The organism is Sphingobium sp. GW456-12-10-14-TSB1, from assembly GCF_059424385.1.
Genome location: NZ_JBWKZI010000001.1, coordinates 3,391,561 through 3,405,338 on the forward strand (window position 1 = coordinate 3,391,561; position 13,778 = coordinate 3,405,338).

The following is a 13,778-nucleotide window of genomic DNA, read 5'->3' on the forward strand; positions in this document are numbered from 1 at the left end:
GGCGTGCAGGCCAGTGGCCAGAAACTGGCCCGATGATGCGGAAATTTCGCGCGATTCACCAAATGTCCTAACGAAAAATTAACCCGCACTCTTCATGCCTTGTTTACGAAGGAGTGCAGCATGGCGTTTTTCCGGCCCGTTTCCATTATCGCGCTGACATTGGCGCTCGCCGCCTGTGGCAAGGGGGACAAGGATGCCAGCCTCGCGGCGCTCGATGCGCAACTCACCAACAATGCGGTCGACCCCGCGCTGAAAGGCGCGCTTGCCGACCCGATCGTGGTTGATCCCCAACTGGTCGGCCAGTCCAACCGCAATGCCGTGCGCACGGCCGATCGTCCGGCCAATGGCGCGGTGCCGCTGCTTGGCGGCGATGCGGGCAAGGCGCAGGCGGCCGCGCTGCAACAGGCGGGCGGCAAGCTGCTCAGCGCGCCAGCACCCAGCGCGGGTGATGCTATGCCATCGACCGTCACCCTGGGCGCGGTCGCGCGCGAACAGGCGTCCCGCAACGGCGGCAACGCCAATTGCAGCAAGCAGCTCGTCTATGGGATGGAATGGGCGCAACGCCTGCCCGATCCCTTCACTGTGTATCCCGGTGCGCAACTGGTCGAAGCGGCCGGCGCGGAACGTGATGGCTGCACCCTGCGCGCCGTCAGCTTCGTCACGCCTGTCCCGCGTCAGGGGGTGATGGACTATTATTATACGCTCGCCCGCCGCGCGGGCTATGATGGCGAACATAAGATATTGGGCGGCGATCATGTGCTGGGCGGCACGCGCAAGGCGGATGGCAGCGCCTATTTCATTCTCTTCACCGATGCGCCGGGCGGCAAGACCAACATCGACATCATCGCCGACAACGGAAAATAAGGGCAAAGGCGGCGAATCGGGCCGCCCCATTCCCCTGATCGCCATTTGCCTGTAGGGGCAGCGGCATGACCAATATTTTCCTTGTTATGGGCGGGGGCGCGGTGGGCGCTGCGCTGCGCTACCAGCTGGGCCGCGTCCTGGGCGCCATGGTGCCCGGCGCCGCCTGGCCATGGGGCACGTTCGCCGCCAATCTGCTCGGCGGTTTCGCCATGGGCCTGCTTGCAGGCTGGCTGGCGCGTGGCAGCACGATGCCGGGTGAACCGATCCGGCTGTTGCTGGGCGTCGGCCTGCTGGGCGGTTTTACTACCTTCTCCGCCTTCAGCCTGGAAACCTTGTTGATGATCGAGCGTGGCCAGCTTCTTGTCGCGCTGACCTATGCGTTGGCATCGGTGATCGGGGCGATCGTCGCGCTGGCGCTGGGCCTGTCGCTGATGCGGAGCATCGTCGCATGAAGGGCCGTCCTCCCGGCAAGGGCGACGCGCCGCGCGGTCGCAAACCCGCAACCCCCGGCAAATCCTTCGGCAAGCCGTCCGGCGCACCCGGTCGCGCCCGTGGCGGCGCAAAGGCGGCCACCGCGCGCAAGGGGGAGGGTGGCAAGCCCGCGTCGAAACCACCCTTCAAGTCCGGCCCGAAAAAGCCCGCCGCCAAACCCGCCGCTGCCAAGGCTGCGCCAGTGGTTCAGGCCGCTGCGCCCAAGCCTTCGGCCGCGAAGGGCGTCTCGCTCGACGTGCGCCAATATCGGGTTCATGCGGACGATGACGGCATCCGCCTCGACCGCTGGTTCCAGCGCCACTTGCCCGATGTCGGCTTCAACATCGTGTCGCGCTGGTCGCGCACCGGCCAGTTGCGGGTCGACGGCGCGCGCGCCGCACCGGGGGATCGCATCGCCGAAGGGCAGATGATCCGCGTCCCGCCCGCCGAAGCGAAGGCCGCCCCGTCCGAACGCCCCGCCCGGCGTGTCCCGGTCATAGACCTGACCCCTGACGAAATCGCCTATGCGCAGGAAATGGTCATCCATCGCGATGCGCAGGCTATCGTCATCAACAAGCCGCCCGGACTCGCCACGCAGGGCGGGACCAAGACGGACGAGCATGTCGACCGCTTGCTCGACGGCCTGATCTTCAACGCCGAATCGCGGCCAAAGCTGGTCCACCGGCTGGACAAGGACACGTCGGGCGCGCTGCTGCTCGCCCGCTCCAGCCGCGCCGCCGCCCATTTCGCCAAGGCGTTTTCCAGCCGCACCGCGCGCAAGGTCTATTGGGCGCTGGTCATCGGCGTGCCGTCCATCGCGGACGGCATGATCGAACTGCCGCTGGCCAAGCAACCGGGCACCGGCGGCGAAAAAATGCATGTCGACGAAGCGGAAGGCTTGCCCGCCCGCACCCGCTATCGCGTCATCGAACGCGCGGGCAATCGCGCCGCCTGGGTCGAACTGCAACCCTATACCGGCCGCACCCACCAGTTGCGCGTCCATCTCGCCGCGATCGGCCATCCCATCGTCGGCGACGGCAAATATGGCGGCAAGGACAGTTTCCTGACCGGCACGATCAGCCGCAAGATGCACCTTCATGCCCGCCGCATCCGTGTCGATCATCCCGATGGTGGCCGCGTCGACGTGATGGCGGACCTGCCTGCCCATTTCGCCTCCAGCCTTGCCGATCTCGGCTTCGACATCAGCCTGGGCGACATGCCGCTGGATGACGAGATCGACCGCAGCCCCACGCGCGAGGATGAAAAGAAATTCGCGCGCCAGCATGCCAAGCAGATACGCAAGGATCGCAAGGGCGAACGGCGCTCGCGGGGCGGGGGCGGATAGGGGCAGCGTCTATGGCCAACCCGTTAGTCGTGTTCGATTGCGACGGCACGCTGGTCGATGGCCAGCACAGCATCTGCGCCGCCATGGCCCGCGCGTTCGAGGAAGCCGGTCTGGTCGCGCCCGACCGGCTGGCCATCCTCTCCGCGGTCGGCCTTTCGCTGCCCCATGCCATGGCCCGGCTGCTGCCGGATGCGGAGGCGGATTTTCACGCTCATCTCGCGGAACGCTACAAACTGGCCTTTCAGGCGCTGCGGCGCGAAAATGCGGTGTCCGAACCGCTCTATCCCGGCATGGCCGATCTGGTGCATGATCTGGATCGCGCAGGCTGGCTGCTGGGCGTCGCCACGGGCAAGTCGGATCGGGGCCTGGCGCTCTGCCTGACCCATCATGGCCTGATCGACCGCTTCGTGACGCTCCAGACCGCCGATCGCCACCCGTCCAAGCCGCACCCCTCCATGCTGCTGACCGCCATGGCCGAAGCCGGCGCGTCCCCGGACACGACCGTCATGATCGGCGACACCAGTTTCGACATCGACATGGGGCTGGCGGCAGGCGTGCGCAGCATCGGCGTCGCCTGGGGCTATCATGCCCCTGACGAACTGATCGCGGCAGGCGCGCAGGCAGTGGCCATGGACAGCGGCGAATTGCGCCGCCATATCGGCGCGCCATGACCGACTTTCCGCCTCCACCCCCCGTTGATCCCGAAAAGATCGCCCGCCAGCGGCATTTCGCCATCGGCCTGTTCCGCCTGTCGGGTGCGTTGATCGTCATGTTCGGCTTCCTCGCCATCATGCAGCGCTTCACCTGGGTGCAGGGGGACAAGGCCAAGGCGTTCGGCGCGATCATGGTCATCGTCGGCCTGTTCCAGTTCGTCATCGTGCCCCGCCTGATGCTGGCCCTGTTCAAGCGTACAAAGCCATGAAGCGCTTTTACAAGGACGTCGCCGTGATCGCGTCCGATCAGGGTTTTGCCGTCCAGCTCGACGCCCGCCCGGTCCGCACCCCCGCCCGTGCGCTGCTGGCGCTGCCTACGCCTGCCCTGGCTGAGGCGGTGGCTGCCGAATGGCGCGCGCAGGGGGAGAGTGTCGATCCCGCGACGATGCCCTTTACCGGCCTCGCCAATGCTGCGATCGACCATGTCGTCGCCAACCATAAGAGCTTTGCCGCCGGGATCGCCCGCTATGGCGAAAGCGACCTGCTTTGCTATCGTGCCGAAGCGCCGCAAACGCTGGTGCAGCGGCAGGCGGCGGCGTGGGATCCGCTGCTCGACTGGGCGCGCGCCCGCTATGACGTGGCCTTCGTCGTCACGCAGGGTGTCTTGCCAGTCGCGCAGCCGGCACTGACCCTCACCCGTCTTGGCGCAGTGGTCGAAGCCTTCGATCCATTCCTGCTCGCGGGCCTGTCCACGCTCGTCAATCTCAGCGGCTCGCTGATCTGCGGCCTCGCCATTGTCGATGGCGGCCATGATCTTGACGCCATCTGGCAGGCGGCGGAAATCGACGAAGCCTGGCAGGTCGAACAATGGGGCGAAGATGCGCAGGCCGCCGCGCGTAATGCACGGCGCGCGGCCGATTTTGCCGTGGCCGGAGCCTTTTGCGGGATGAGCCGTCCCTGAAAGGCTGGGAACCAGCCTGCTCCTTCGTTCATTATTCATGTTGAAAGGCGTAGCAATCGCCCGTTCGACATTATGGAATAACGACCAAGGAGACCCTAACATTGGCAAAGTCCGCCCTGATCGCTTTGATGAGCCTGTCCGCGCCGCTGGCGCTGGCTACCCCCGCAATGGCGCAGGACGCCCCCGCCGCCCCCGCCGCTGCTACCCCTGACACGGAAGCTGCCACGCAATCCGCGACCCCGGCTGCTGCGGAAATGACGCCGGAACAGATCACCGCCTTCAACAGCGCGGTTACGGCCTTCACGGCCGGGCAGGCCGCCCAGCAGGCTGGCGACAATGCCGGAGCCGTTGCAAAATATGATGCGGCGCTGCCCGCCATCCGGACCGCGGTAGAGGTTGACCCGTCCAAGATCGAGAATGTCAATTTCCTCGCCAACGCCCTCTATGCTGATGCCGCTGCCTATGGCGCGCTGGGCCAGATGGACAAGGTGATCGCCCTTTACGGCGAATCATTGCCCTATTGGCGCAAGGTCGTGGAGGCCAAGCCTGCTGACGCGGCCAGCCGCAATATCCTGGCGGGCATCTTGATCCAGATGGGCAACCAGAAGCTCGCTGCCCAGGACAAGGTCGGGTCCGCGCCGCTCTACGCCGAAGCACTGACCCTCGCCCGCAAGTCCGCGTCCGAAAATGCGAACGACAAGGTGACAAAGAATATTCTTCTTTCGGCCCTTATCGGCTCCAGCCAGACCAGCAGCGACCCCGCGCTCAAGACCGAAGCGGTGACGCTCAGCAAGACGATGCTGGCCAATGGCACGGTTGATGCGACCAACAAGCCTGCGGCCGAAGCGCTGACCGGCGCTGCCAAGGCGGGCTGACAAGCCACAACGTTTGCCCTGAGCCTGCCCTTGGGAAGGCTCAGGGCGCACGACCCTTACAAGTTGATCCGCAGGCATGCGGAGCGGGAACGGGCGTGCCCTTACGCCTCGACCCCGATCTTGTCCGCGTAGAGCAGCCGCCCGCTGCCCAGCAGCCCCAGCAGTTGCGGCAGCATATGCGGCGCGACCGCGAAACAGCCTTCGCTCCGCCCGCATTTGCCCCAGGCGGCGATATGATCCTCGCCCACATAATCCGCGCCATGGACGACGATGGCGCGCGGTTCGGCATTGTTGTTCTGCGGGTCCAGCCCGATCAGCCGCATCGCCCGGCCATGCTGGCCGACATATTGCTCGCCGGTCACATAAGCGCCCGAACTGCTGGCCAGCGAATTGGGTTCGTTGGAAAAACTGTGCAGCCAGCCGCTATGCGCCGGGTCCGATCCGCGGCCATGCGCTACCAGATAGCTGCTGCTCTGCCCGCCGATCAGGTCGACGACATGGAAGCGCAATTCCTTCGACGGGGCCGCAAAATCGGCGATCGCCACGCGGTCGCGCAGGGTGAAGGCGTCGCCATGCCGGTCTAGCGCGGCCTTGGCCTTTTCCAGCAGCGACGCATAGGGTTTGGGGGCGATCGGCTGCACGATGGGCTTGGCAGGCGATGGCGCGGCGGCGGGCAGGGGCGCTGTTACCGGCACGGCGGCCCGGCCGATGCTGTCGGATAGAAACGAAAAAGCGAGTCCGCTCATGGCGAACTTCGTGAAATTGCGGCGATCCATGGCGCGAATATAGCAAAGTCGCCGCCCCGCTCCAAGAGCGGGGCGATGCGCCTTATGGCGCGGAATGGCTCGCTTCGTCCGCAGGCTGGCTCTCTTCGCCTTCCTGTGGCAGGCGCGCGGTCATGCCGCTGGCGTCGGCATCATCCTGAATCTGCTGCTGTTCGGAAACCGACGGCGGCGGCGCGGGAGTCGCGACCGCATTGTTCGACGGCGGCGGCAGAACCGCATCGGGTTCCTCGATGATGACATTTTCGACCGGCGGCTCGACTAGATTATTGGTCGCTGCCGGTTCTTCTTCTTTCTTGCCGCAGGCGGACAGGGCCAGGGCACCGGCAAGGGCGAACAGGGCAATTTTGCGCATGGGTGATCAGTCCTTCGATGCGATGGTTGGGGTGGGTGCGGGCGCGGCGGTCGGGTCGGCCCGGCTGCTCGACGCCTCGATCTTTTCGGCCAGCAACTTGTCCCAGCCATAGGGGTCGGCGCGGAAGCTCATCGTGCCGTTGCTGCTGGCAAAGGCGGTCCAGTAGAGCAGATAGACCGCCACCTCCTGCGGCAGGGATACGCGCTGCGTCTTGCCGCTATCGATCAGCGTCTGGATCTGGCCGTTCAGGTCCGGGTCGCTCGCCACCATCAGTTCGGCCAGCGACACCGGCTTTTCCAGCCGGACGCAGCCATGGCTGGCCAGCCGGTCATAGCTTGAAAATTTCCCGCGCGCCGGCGTGTCGTGCAGATAGACGGCAAACGGGTTGGCGAAATCGAACTTCAACCGCCCCAGCGCGCTGTTCGGGCCTGCGGGCTGGACGATCCGTTCGCCGCCTTCGGGTGTCTTGACGATCTTGTAGCCCTGCTTGGCCAGCGTCGCGCGTCCCTTGGGGAACAATTCCCGCCTGGCGATCGACATCGGCACGTTCCAGGGCGGATTGACCACGATCGAATGGATGTTCGACGACAGCATCGGCGTTGCATTTTGCGGGCTGCCGGTGACGGCGCGCATCGACGTGACCGGCTGGTCGCCCTCGAACACGGTCAGCACGGCGGCGGCGATGTTCACCTGCACCCGGTTGACCGGCAGGCGGCGCGGCATCCAGCGCCACCGCTCCATATTGGCCATGATCGCGGCGATCCGGTCGTCCACGCTGACATTGAGCGCCGCCAGCGTCCGCGTGTCGAGCAACCCTGTGGGGTTGAGGCCATAGCGCCGCTGCGCGCGTTGCAGCACGTCGGTCAGATTTTCGGTCGGCGTGACGCTCCTGTCCTCCAGCGCGATGCGCGCGCGCACCACCATGGGCGCGGATGTCGCGGTCAGCACCGGCCAGCCGCCCTTGTCGCGGATCGCCTCATAGGTCGCCAGCCCCTTGCGCAACCCTTCATAGCCCGCATAGGGCGGCGTCAGCGCATTCGCCCATTGTGCCAGCCGGTCCTCGGCCACGGCCTTCGCCAATCCGGGGCGCGGGTCATAGGGTTCTGGGCGCAGCGCCCAAATCTCCAGAAAATCGGCGGCATCGACCCGTCCGGTGGACAGCGCCTTCGCCCGGTCCAGCAGCGCGCTGACCAGCGCGTCGCCGGTCAGCGTGGCGGTCGCCTTGCGCCGCGCGGTCAGCCCTTGTTCGGCTCCGCTGCGCAACCAGTCATTCGCCCATGCTTCCTGCGTGGCCGAAAGAGGGGGAATGGGGGCAGGCAATGGCGCGGGCGGCAATGGCTGCACCATCGCGGGGGGCAGTGTCGGCGCCATGGCCGGGGGTTGTGTTACCGGCGTCTGGGCGTAAGCGGGCAGGGTGCTGGCACTAAGGACACTGGCACCAAGCAGGGCCAGCGTCGAAAAACGGATCATATCGGGACGGTTCATGCTGGACCAGATAGCGCAAAGCGGCCACCGTTCAAATCACGATAGCGGAAAAGATCATGCTGCACGTCGTTCACCATCCTGCCTATGTCTCTCCCGCAACACCCGGCAGCCGCTTTCGTTTCGACAAATATGGGCTGGTGATGGAGGCGTTGCGCGAAGTTGCGCCCGCCATGACGCTCCACACGCCCGATGCGATGCCGCGCGCCTGGATAGAGGCGGTGCATGATCCCGCCTATGTGGAAGAAGTGCTGACCCTCACCGTCCCGCAGGCCAAGGAACGGCGGATCGGCTTTCCTGTGACCCAGCGGGTCATGCTCCGCTCCACCCTGTCGCCCGGCGGCACCTGGGCGGCGGCGCGGCTGGCGCGCATCCACGGCTTTGCCGCTAATGCCGCAGGGGGCAGCCACCACGCGCTGGCCGATAGCGGGGCGGGTTATTGCGTGTTCAATGATCTTGCCATCGCCGCCAACCGCCTGATCGCGGAAGGGGAGGCGGATCGTATCCTCATCCTCGACCTCGACGTGCATCAGGGCGACGGCACGGCTTCGCTGCTGGCGGGGCGGGCGGATATTTTCACCCTGTCGATCCATGCTGAAAAAAATTTCCCGGTGCGCAAGGCGCGCTCTACGCTGGACATCGGCCTGCCCGACGGGGTGGAGGATGCCGCCTATCTTGCCATCCTCCATGACACGCTGCCGCGCGTGCTGGATGATTTCGCGCCCGACCTCATTCTCTATCAGGCCGGGGTTGATCCCCATGGCGACGACCGGCTGGGGCGGCTGGCCCTGACCGACGCGGGGCTGGATGCGCGCGACCGCTATGTCATGCGCCAGGCCCGCGCCCGCGCCATCCCGGTCGCCAGCACCATGGGCGGCGGCTATGGAGAGGACCGCATGGCCGTCGCCCATCGCCACGCCGCCTGCATGATCCGCATGGCGCAGGAAGCTATGGTTTGAAGCTCCAACGGGTCAGAGTGACGGCATCGCGGCTTAATGCACCGTCCCGACCGTGGGTTGCGCCCGGTCCATGATCTTCGCTGCGATCAGCCCGGCCACGGCCAGCGCCACAAAGTCACTGAACGCCAGATAGAGAATATAGCCCCAGGGCGCATGGTTGAACACGGATTGCCCGACATGCATCCACAAGACCCCGGCCAGCGCGAAGATCAGGGCTACCCGGACCCGCTCGGCAAAGCCGGTCGTCACGAACCGCAGCGCCAGCGCAATCAGCACGCCCACCACCAGCGACAGGATCAACCCGCCGATCAGGCTGGCGCTGTCCGTCACCGGAAAGCCGCTGCTGTTGTAGAAAATCTGCGCTATCGGCCCCTTGCCGTACAGGATCGTGCCCTCCGCCGTCGCCGGATCGGGGACCGTATAGACGCCGGTGCCAGTCGTGTTGAGCGCCTGCGCCAGCGCCGCCTGCAAATTGGCGCTCGCCTGTCCCTCCGCGCGGCTCATCGCCAGCGCGCTCAATGGCGTGCCCCAGAACAGGAAGCCTGTGATAAACATTGCAAAGCCGCCCAGCAGGCCGCCGATTACCGTCCGTATCATCATGCTCTCCACTCCCTGTCCCGCCCATAAGGCTAGGCCAGAACGCAGCGGAGGCAAAATCTATCCGGTAATTGTCAATCGGTAGGGCGCGATGCCTTTTCGGCGATGCCCGACACGCCCTCGCGCCGCTCCAGCTCGTCGCACACGGCATCCAGCGAAATGTCGCAATCGGCCAGCAGCAGCAGCAGGTGGAACAACAGGTCCGCGCTTTCGCCGACCAGTTCGTCACGGTTTCCCGCCATCGCGGCGATCACCGCCTCGACCGCTTCCTCGCCGACCTTCTGCGCAATCTTGCCGCGTCCCCGCGCCGTCAGCTTGGCGACATAGGATGTGGACGGGTCAGCCGACCGCCGCTGGCGGATCGTCTGTTCAAGCGTAAAGAGGGTGGCGCGCATGGCTGCGCATCAAGCGCCGCGCGCGCCACCCGTCAATGGGAAAATTATTTCCGCTTGCGGCCGCTGCGCAGCAGGCGGAAGCCGACAATGGCCACACCCATCGCAAACAGGCCCATCTGTTCCGGTTCAGGCACCGGAGTCGGGGTGCTGCCGCCTGAGCTGGACGTCGTGCCGCCGCTGCTGGTCGTGCCACCGCTGCTGGTGCCGCCGCCGCACTTGCCGAACCAGCACCATGTCGCCTGCGCCGGCGTCGCCGCACCGATCAGGCCAGCGGCCCCGGCCGCCAAAAGCATCTTGTTGAGTTTCATGAATGTCACCCTGTTTCCGTTGAACCGATATGGTCGAACGCGACCCGTCAGGGTTAATGCAGCCTTCATGCCGGATGGTGCCATCTGGCAGATTTCCGCCATTTTTCAGGGTTAACGACGCTTCCGGAAATATGGTTACTGTAAAGTAAATCGACGCTTTTGCGGGGTCAGGCCGCCCGCACCGGCACGCCCGCCGCCGCCAGCGCGCGATGGGCTTCGGCGATGCTGTGCTGCCCGAAATGGAATATCGATGCTGCCAGCACCGCGCTGGCATGACCCATGGTCACGCCCTCGACCAGATGCTCCAGCGTCCCCACGCCGCCGCTGGCGATGACGGGGATCGATACCGCGTCGGCAATGGTCCGCGTCAGCGCCAGGTCATAGCCCGCCTTCGTCCCGTCGCCGTCCATCGACGTCACCAGCAATTCGCCAGCGCCCAGCTGCGCCAGTCGCAGCGCATGCTCCAGCGCGTCGATCCCGGTCGGCTTGCGCCCGCCATGGGTGAAGATTTCCCAACGCCCTTCACCGACTTTGCGCGCGTCCACAGATCCCACGATACACTGGCTGCCGAAGCGATCGGCAATATCCGCCACCAGTTCGGGCCGCGCCACCGCCGCGCTGTTCACCGCCACCTTGTCCGCGCCTGCCAGCAGCAGCGCACGCGCATCGTCGGGCGTGCGTACCCCGCCGCCCACGGTGACGGGCATGAAACAGACTTCGGCCGTGCGCCGCACCACGTCGAGGATAGTGCCGCGCGCCTCATGCGTGGCGGTAATGTCCAGAAAGCACAGTTCGTCCGCGCCCGCCGCATCATACAGCTTCGCCTGCTCCACCGGATCGCCCGCGTCGCGCAGATCGACGAAGTTCACGCCCTTGACCACGCGCCCGTTGGCGACGTCCAGGCAGGGGATGACGCGGGTGCGGACGGTCATCGGATCACGCTGCCGCCTGCGCCACGGCCAGCGCCGTTTTCAGGTCCAGCCGCCCGTCATACAGCGCCCGCCCGGTAATCACGCCCTCGATGCCGTCGTCGGCGTGCAGGCTCAATATCCTGATGTCGGCGATCCCCGCCACGCCGCCGCTCGCGATCACCGGAATGTCGGTCGCCCGCGCCAGATCGACCGTCGCCTCGACATTGCAGCCTTTCAGCATCCCGTCGCGGCCCACATCGGTAAAGAGCAGGCTGGCAACGCCCGCATCCTCGAACCGCCGGGCCAGGTCGATCACCGGCATGTCCGATTTTTCCGCCCAGCCATCGGTCGCGACGAACCCGTCGCGCGCATCGACCGCCACGACGATCCCGCCGGGAAAATCGCGCGCCGCCAGCTTGACGAAAGCCGGATCTTTCAGCGCCGCCGTGCCGATGACGATGCGCGATACGCCAAGGTCGAACCAGCGCTCCACCGCCTCCCGGTTGCGGATGCCGCCGCCCAGCTGGACATGCCCCGGAAAGGTCTCGACAATCCGCTCGACCGCCGCGGCGTTCACCGCATGGCCCGCAAAGCTCCCGTCCAGATCGACAACATGCAGATGCTGCGCCCCCGCCTGCGCAAACAGCGCCGCCTGCGCCGCCGGATCGTCGCCATAAACGGTCGCACGATCCATATCGCCCTCGGCCAGGCGCACGACCTGCCCGTTTTTCAGATCAATGGCGGGAAAGACGATCAGAGACATGGGCTCACCAGACAATATTGGGGCAGCGTGTTCCCGCGAAGGCGGGAACCCAGCTCCGACGTTTCAACTGGGTTCCCGCCTTCGCGGGAACACGGATCGGCATCATCACGGCTTCCACTCCAGAAAGCGCGACAGGAAGGAAAGGCCATAGGTCTGGCTCTTTTCCGGGTGAAACTGGCAACCGATAATCGTGTCGCGCGCGACCGCCGCGACCAGCGGGCCGCCATGGTCGGTCACGGCCGCGACATGCGCCGGATCGGTCGCCTCGAAATGATAGCTGTGCAGGAAATAGGCCTCGCCCGCTTCGATCAGGGGCGGCGCGCCGTTCAGCACGACATCGTTCCACCCCATATGCGGCACCTTGATGCTGGCATCGCCCGGCTGCATCAGCCGCACCGTGCCGCCGATCCAGCCCAGCCCCTCATGCCGCCCGAATTCCTCGCCCGCGTCGGCCAGCAACTGCATGCCCACGCACACGCCCAGAAACGGCACGCCGCGCCGATGCACGGCCTCGCCCATCGCCTCGACCATGCCGGGGATCGCCACCAGCGCATCGCGGCACGCCCGGAACGCGCCTACGCCCGGCAACACGATCCGGTCGGCCCGCGCCACCACATCGGCATCGGCGGTAATGACGACATCGCCCGCCCCCGCCTTGCGCAGGGCATTATAGACCGAATGCAGATTGCCCGCGCCATAGTCGATCAGGGCGACCCCGCTCACAACATCCCCTTGGTCGACGGGATCGCGTCCGCCTTGCGCGGGTCGATCTCCACCGCCTGCCGCAGCGCGCGGGCCAGCCCCTTGAAGGCGCTCTCGACGATATGGTGATTGTTGCTGCCATACAGACATTCGATGTGCAGCGTGATGCCGGCGGCCTGCGCGAAGCTGTGGAAGAAATGCTCCACCATCTCCGCGTCCCACTCGCCGATCTTCTGCACGGTGAAGGGCAGCTTGCACACCAGCCATGGCCGCCCCGAAATGTCGAGCGCCACCCGCGTCAGCGTCTCGTCCATCGGCGAATAGACGGAGCCATAGCGCGAAATCCCGCGCTTGTCGCCCAGCGCCTTGGCCACCGCCTCGCCAATGGCGATTGCGCTGTCCTCGGTCGTGTGATGCTGGTCGACATGCAGGTCGCCCACGGTCTTGACGCTCATGTCGATCAGCGAATGGCGCGACAATTGCTCGATCATATGGTCGAGAAAGCCGATGCCCGTGGACACCGTATAAAGACCCGTGCCGTCGAGGTTGACGGTTACGTCGATCTGGGTTTCCGCCGTGTTGCGGTGAATCTCGGCCGTGCGCATGCTGGCCCTATAGCGCGTGCCGCCCATCTTGCAATCTGGTCGTGCGATGCGGGCCATCCAAACCGGCAGGGGGGTTGACCCCCTGTTTCGCGTCGTTAGGACATTGGCCCATGAGCGATGACCTGCCCGATAGCCTGATTCCCTATGACGAAATCGTGCAGGAAGCCCTGCGCGCCGTCGTCGGCCGCGTGCTGGGAGAGGTGCAGGCCAGCGGCGGCCTGCCCGGCAGCCACCATTTCTACATCACCTTCAAGACCCAGGCCCCCGGCGTCGACATCCCCAAGCGACTGATCGAGCGCTTCCCGGACGAAATGACCATCGTTCTCCAGAATAAATATTGGGACCTGAAGGTCAGCGACCATCATTTCGAAGTCAGCCTGACCTTCAACCAGGTCGCCGCCCACCTCGTCATCCCCTTCGCGGCAATCACGGCGTTCGTCGACCCCGCCGTCAACTTCGCCCTTCAGTTCCAGGTCGCAGGCGACGCCCTGCCCGAACCCCATGACGAAGCCGAAAATGACGGCCCGCAGGTCGTGGCGGAAGATGGCTCCAACGTCGTGACCGTGGACTTCGGCAAGAAGAAATAGGCGCAAGCGGCGGCTAGACCGCGCCTGACCGAGCGATCGTGCGCGACCAAGTCGCACTCCCAACCTCGTCACCCCGGACTTGATCCGGGGTCCCGCTTTTTGAGTGGTTTGGCTGATATTGGCCGATTTCGGAATGTCGCCTTACCGACGAGCAGGAGGGGAT

General features: G+C 65.7%; 19 protein-coding genes. 9 read left to right on the forward strand and 10 right to left on the reverse strand.

The genetic code is table 11. From position 1 onward, the window contains the following. Nucleotides 1-120 precede the first annotated feature (120 nt). From AC07X9_RS16595 to AC07X9_RS16625, 7 genes are all read left to right on the forward strand, one after another. A complete protein-coding gene (locus tag AC07X9_RS16595; RefSeq protein ID WP_017183989.1) occupies nt 121-864 on the forward strand; it encodes a hypothetical protein in 744 nt (247 codons plus the stop codon). 65 nt (nt 865-929) lie between these two features. Beyond that, nucleotides 930-1,316: a fluoride efflux transporter CrcB gene (gene crcB / locus AC07X9_RS16600; protein ID WP_017183990.1), complete on the forward strand. Its 387-nt coding sequence runs from the start codon at nt 930-932 to the stop codon at nt 1,314-1,316. Then, nucleotides 1,313-2,680 (forward strand): RluA family pseudouridine synthase, encoded by a 1,368-nt coding sequence (locus AC07X9_RS16605; RefSeq protein ID WP_017183991.1) that lies wholly within the window; start codon nt 1,313-1,315, stop codon nt 2,678-2,680. Before crcB ends, AC07X9_RS16605 begins: the two co-directional genes overlap by 4 nt. Nucleotides 2,681-2,691: 11 nt before the next feature. After that, nucleotides 2,692-3,351 (forward strand): HAD-IA family hydrolase, encoded by a 660-nt coding sequence (locus AC07X9_RS16610; protein WP_017183992.1) that lies wholly within the window; start codon nt 2,692-2,694, stop codon nt 3,349-3,351. Continuing rightward, nucleotides 3,348-3,602, forward strand: a complete 255-nt coding sequence (locus AC07X9_RS16615) for a hypothetical protein (protein WP_017183993.1) — start codon at nt 3,348-3,350, stop codon at nt 3,600-3,602. The genes AC07X9_RS16610 and AC07X9_RS16615 overlap by 4 nt, the downstream gene beginning before the upstream one ends. Continuing rightward, on the forward strand, nt 3,599-4,294 hold the full coding sequence (locus AC07X9_RS16620) for an ATP12 family chaperone protein (protein ID WP_017183994.1): 696 nt from the start codon (nt 3,599-3,601) through the stop codon (nt 4,292-4,294). The genes AC07X9_RS16615 and AC07X9_RS16620 overlap by 4 nt, the downstream gene beginning before the upstream one ends. Before the next feature lie 101 nt (nt 4,295-4,395). Beyond that, a complete protein-coding gene (locus tag AC07X9_RS16625) occupies nt 4,396-5,169 on the forward strand; it encodes a hypothetical protein (protein WP_017183995.1) in 774 nt (257 codons plus the stop codon). A gap of 101 nt (nt 5,170-5,270) precedes the next feature. On the opposite strand, the gene AC07X9_RS16630 is transcribed toward AC07X9_RS16625, so the two are convergent. From AC07X9_RS16630 to AC07X9_RS16640, 3 genes are read right to left on the reverse strand one after another with little or no spacing between them, the layout of a single operon-like run. Further along, complete coding sequence (locus tag AC07X9_RS16630; RefSeq protein WP_017183996.1) at nt 5,271-5,945, reverse strand: murein L,D-transpeptidase catalytic domain family protein; 675 nt, start codon at nt 5,943-5,945, stop codon at nt 5,271-5,273. 52 nt (nt 5,946-5,997) lie between these two features. Next, nucleotides 5,998-6,306: a hypothetical protein gene (locus tag AC07X9_RS16635; RefSeq protein WP_017183997.1), complete on the reverse strand. Its 309-nt coding sequence runs from the start codon at nt 6,304-6,306 to the stop codon at nt 5,998-6,000. A gap of 6 nt (nt 6,307-6,312) precedes the next feature. Beyond that, nucleotides 6,313-7,776: a L,D-transpeptidase family protein gene (locus tag AC07X9_RS16640; RefSeq protein WP_026002550.1), complete on the reverse strand. Its 1,464-nt coding sequence runs from the start codon at nt 7,774-7,776 to the stop codon at nt 6,313-6,315. Between the two features lie 71 nt (nt 7,777-7,847). Here AC07X9_RS16640 and AC07X9_RS16645 point away from each other — a divergent pair, with 71 nt between their 5' ends. Next, complete coding sequence (locus AC07X9_RS16645) at nt 7,848-8,747, forward strand: histone deacetylase family protein (RefSeq protein ID WP_017183999.1); 900 nt, start codon at nt 7,848-7,850, stop codon at nt 8,745-8,747. Nucleotides 8,748-8,780: 33 nt separating this feature from the next. On the opposite strand, the gene AC07X9_RS16650 is transcribed toward AC07X9_RS16645, so the two are convergent. The 7 genes from AC07X9_RS16650 to hisB form a co-directional block, all read right to left on the reverse strand. Beyond that, nucleotides 8,781-9,347, reverse strand: coding sequence for a hypothetical protein (locus AC07X9_RS16650; protein ID WP_017184000.1), 567 nt, complete (start codon nt 9,345-9,347; stop codon nt 8,781-8,783). 71 nt (nt 9,348-9,418) lie between these two features. Continuing rightward, nucleotides 9,419-9,739: a phosphoribosyl-ATP diphosphatase gene (locus tag AC07X9_RS16655; RefSeq protein WP_017184001.1), complete on the reverse strand. Its 321-nt coding sequence runs from the start codon at nt 9,737-9,739 to the stop codon at nt 9,419-9,421. Nucleotides 9,740-9,783: 44 nt separating this feature from the next. Continuing rightward, nucleotides 9,784-10,047 (reverse strand): PEP-CTERM sorting domain-containing protein, encoded by a 264-nt coding sequence (locus AC07X9_RS16660; RefSeq protein WP_017184002.1) that lies wholly within the window; start codon nt 10,045-10,047, stop codon nt 9,784-9,786. A 167-nt stretch (nt 10,048-10,214) separates the two neighbouring features. Beyond that, entirely contained in the window at nt 10,215-10,979 is a 765-nt protein-coding gene (gene hisF, locus AC07X9_RS16665) for an imidazole glycerol phosphate synthase subunit HisF (protein ID WP_017184003.1), read from the reverse strand. Nucleotides 10,980-10,983: 4 nt separating this feature from the next. Then, entirely contained in the window at nt 10,984-11,721 is a 738-nt protein-coding gene (gene hisA / locus AC07X9_RS16670; RefSeq protein WP_017184004.1) for a 1-(5-phosphoribosyl)-5-[(5-phosphoribosylamino)methylideneamino]imidazole-4-carboxamide isomerase, read from the reverse strand. 105 nt (nt 11,722-11,826) lie between these two features. After that, on the reverse strand, nt 11,827-12,444 hold the full coding sequence (gene hisH, locus AC07X9_RS16675) for an imidazole glycerol phosphate synthase subunit HisH (protein ID WP_017184005.1): 618 nt from the start codon (nt 12,442-12,444) through the stop codon (nt 11,827-11,829). Next, on the reverse strand, nt 12,441-13,028 hold the full coding sequence (hisB, locus tag AC07X9_RS16680) for an imidazoleglycerol-phosphate dehydratase HisB (protein WP_026002551.1): 588 nt from the start codon (nt 13,026-13,028) through the stop codon (nt 12,441-12,443). The genes hisH and hisB overlap by 4 nt, the downstream gene beginning before the upstream one ends. Before the next feature lie 110 nt (nt 13,029-13,138). On the opposite strand from hisB, the gene AC07X9_RS16685 reads away from it, so the two are divergent. Beyond that, nucleotides 13,139-13,615, forward strand: coding sequence for an SspB family protein (locus tag AC07X9_RS16685; RefSeq protein ID WP_017184007.1), 477 nt, complete (start codon nt 13,139-13,141; stop codon nt 13,613-13,615). The last annotated feature ends 163 nt before the right edge of the window (nt 13,616-13,778 follow it).

What these genes read in the sequence shown, in the direction of transcription:
- AC07X9_RS16595 (WP_017183989.1), top strand. Translation starts at nt 121, where the DNA reads ATGGCGTTTTTCCGGCCCGTTTCCATTATCGCGCTGACATTGGCGCTC.
- crcB (WP_017183990.1), top strand. Translation starts at nt 930, where the DNA reads ATGACCAATATTTTCCTTGTTATGGGCGGGGGCGCGGTGGGCGCTGCG.
- AC07X9_RS16605 (WP_017183991.1), top strand. Translation starts at nt 1,313, where the DNA reads ATGAAGGGCCGTCCTCCCGGCAAGGGCGACGCGCCGCGCGGTCGCAAA.
- AC07X9_RS16610 (WP_017183992.1), top strand. Translation starts at nt 2,692, where the DNA reads ATGGCCAACCCGTTAGTCGTGTTCGATTGCGACGGCACGCTGGTCGAT.
- AC07X9_RS16615 (WP_017183993.1), top strand. Translation starts at nt 3,348, where the DNA reads ATGACCGACTTTCCGCCTCCACCCCCCGTTGATCCCGAAAAGATCGCC.
- AC07X9_RS16620 (WP_017183994.1), top strand. Translation starts at nt 3,599, where the DNA reads ATGAAGCGCTTTTACAAGGACGTCGCCGTGATCGCGTCCGATCAGGGT.
- AC07X9_RS16630 (WP_017183996.1), bottom strand. Translation starts at nt 5,945, where the DNA reads ATGGATCGCCGCAATTTCACGAAGTTCGCCATGAGCGGACTCGCTTTT.
- AC07X9_RS16635 (WP_017183997.1), bottom strand. Translation starts at nt 6,306, where the DNA reads ATGCGCAAAATTGCCCTGTTCGCCCTTGCCGGTGCCCTGGCCCTGTCC.
- AC07X9_RS16640 (WP_026002550.1), bottom strand. Translation starts at nt 7,776, where the DNA reads ATGATCCGTTTTTCGACGCTGGCCCTGCTTGGTGCCAGTGTCCTTAGT.
- AC07X9_RS16645 (WP_017183999.1), top strand. Translation starts at nt 7,848, where the DNA reads ATGCTGCACGTCGTTCACCATCCTGCCTATGTCTCTCCCGCAACACCC.
- AC07X9_RS16650 (WP_017184000.1), bottom strand. Translation starts at nt 9,347, where the DNA reads ATGATGATACGGACGGTAATCGGCGGCCTGCTGGGCGGCTTTGCAATG.
- AC07X9_RS16655 (WP_017184001.1), bottom strand. Translation starts at nt 9,739, where the DNA reads ATGCGCGCCACCCTCTTTACGCTTGAACAGACGATCCGCCAGCGGCGG.
- AC07X9_RS16660 (WP_017184002.1), bottom strand. Translation starts at nt 10,047, where the DNA reads ATGAAACTCAACAAGATGCTTTTGGCGGCCGGGGCCGCTGGCCTGATC.
- hisF (WP_017184003.1), bottom strand. Translation starts at nt 10,979, where the DNA reads ATGACCGTCCGCACCCGCGTCATCCCCTGCCTGGACGTCGCCAACGGG.
- hisA (WP_017184004.1), bottom strand. Translation starts at nt 11,721, where the DNA reads ATGTCTCTGATCGTCTTTCCCGCCATTGATCTGAAAAACGGGCAGGTC.
- hisB (WP_026002551.1), bottom strand. Translation starts at nt 13,028, where the DNA reads ATGCGCACGGCCGAGATTCACCGCAACACGGCGGAAACCCAGATCGAC.
- AC07X9_RS16685 (WP_017184007.1), top strand. Translation starts at nt 13,139, where the DNA reads ATGAGCGATGACCTGCCCGATAGCCTGATTCCCTATGACGAAATCGTG.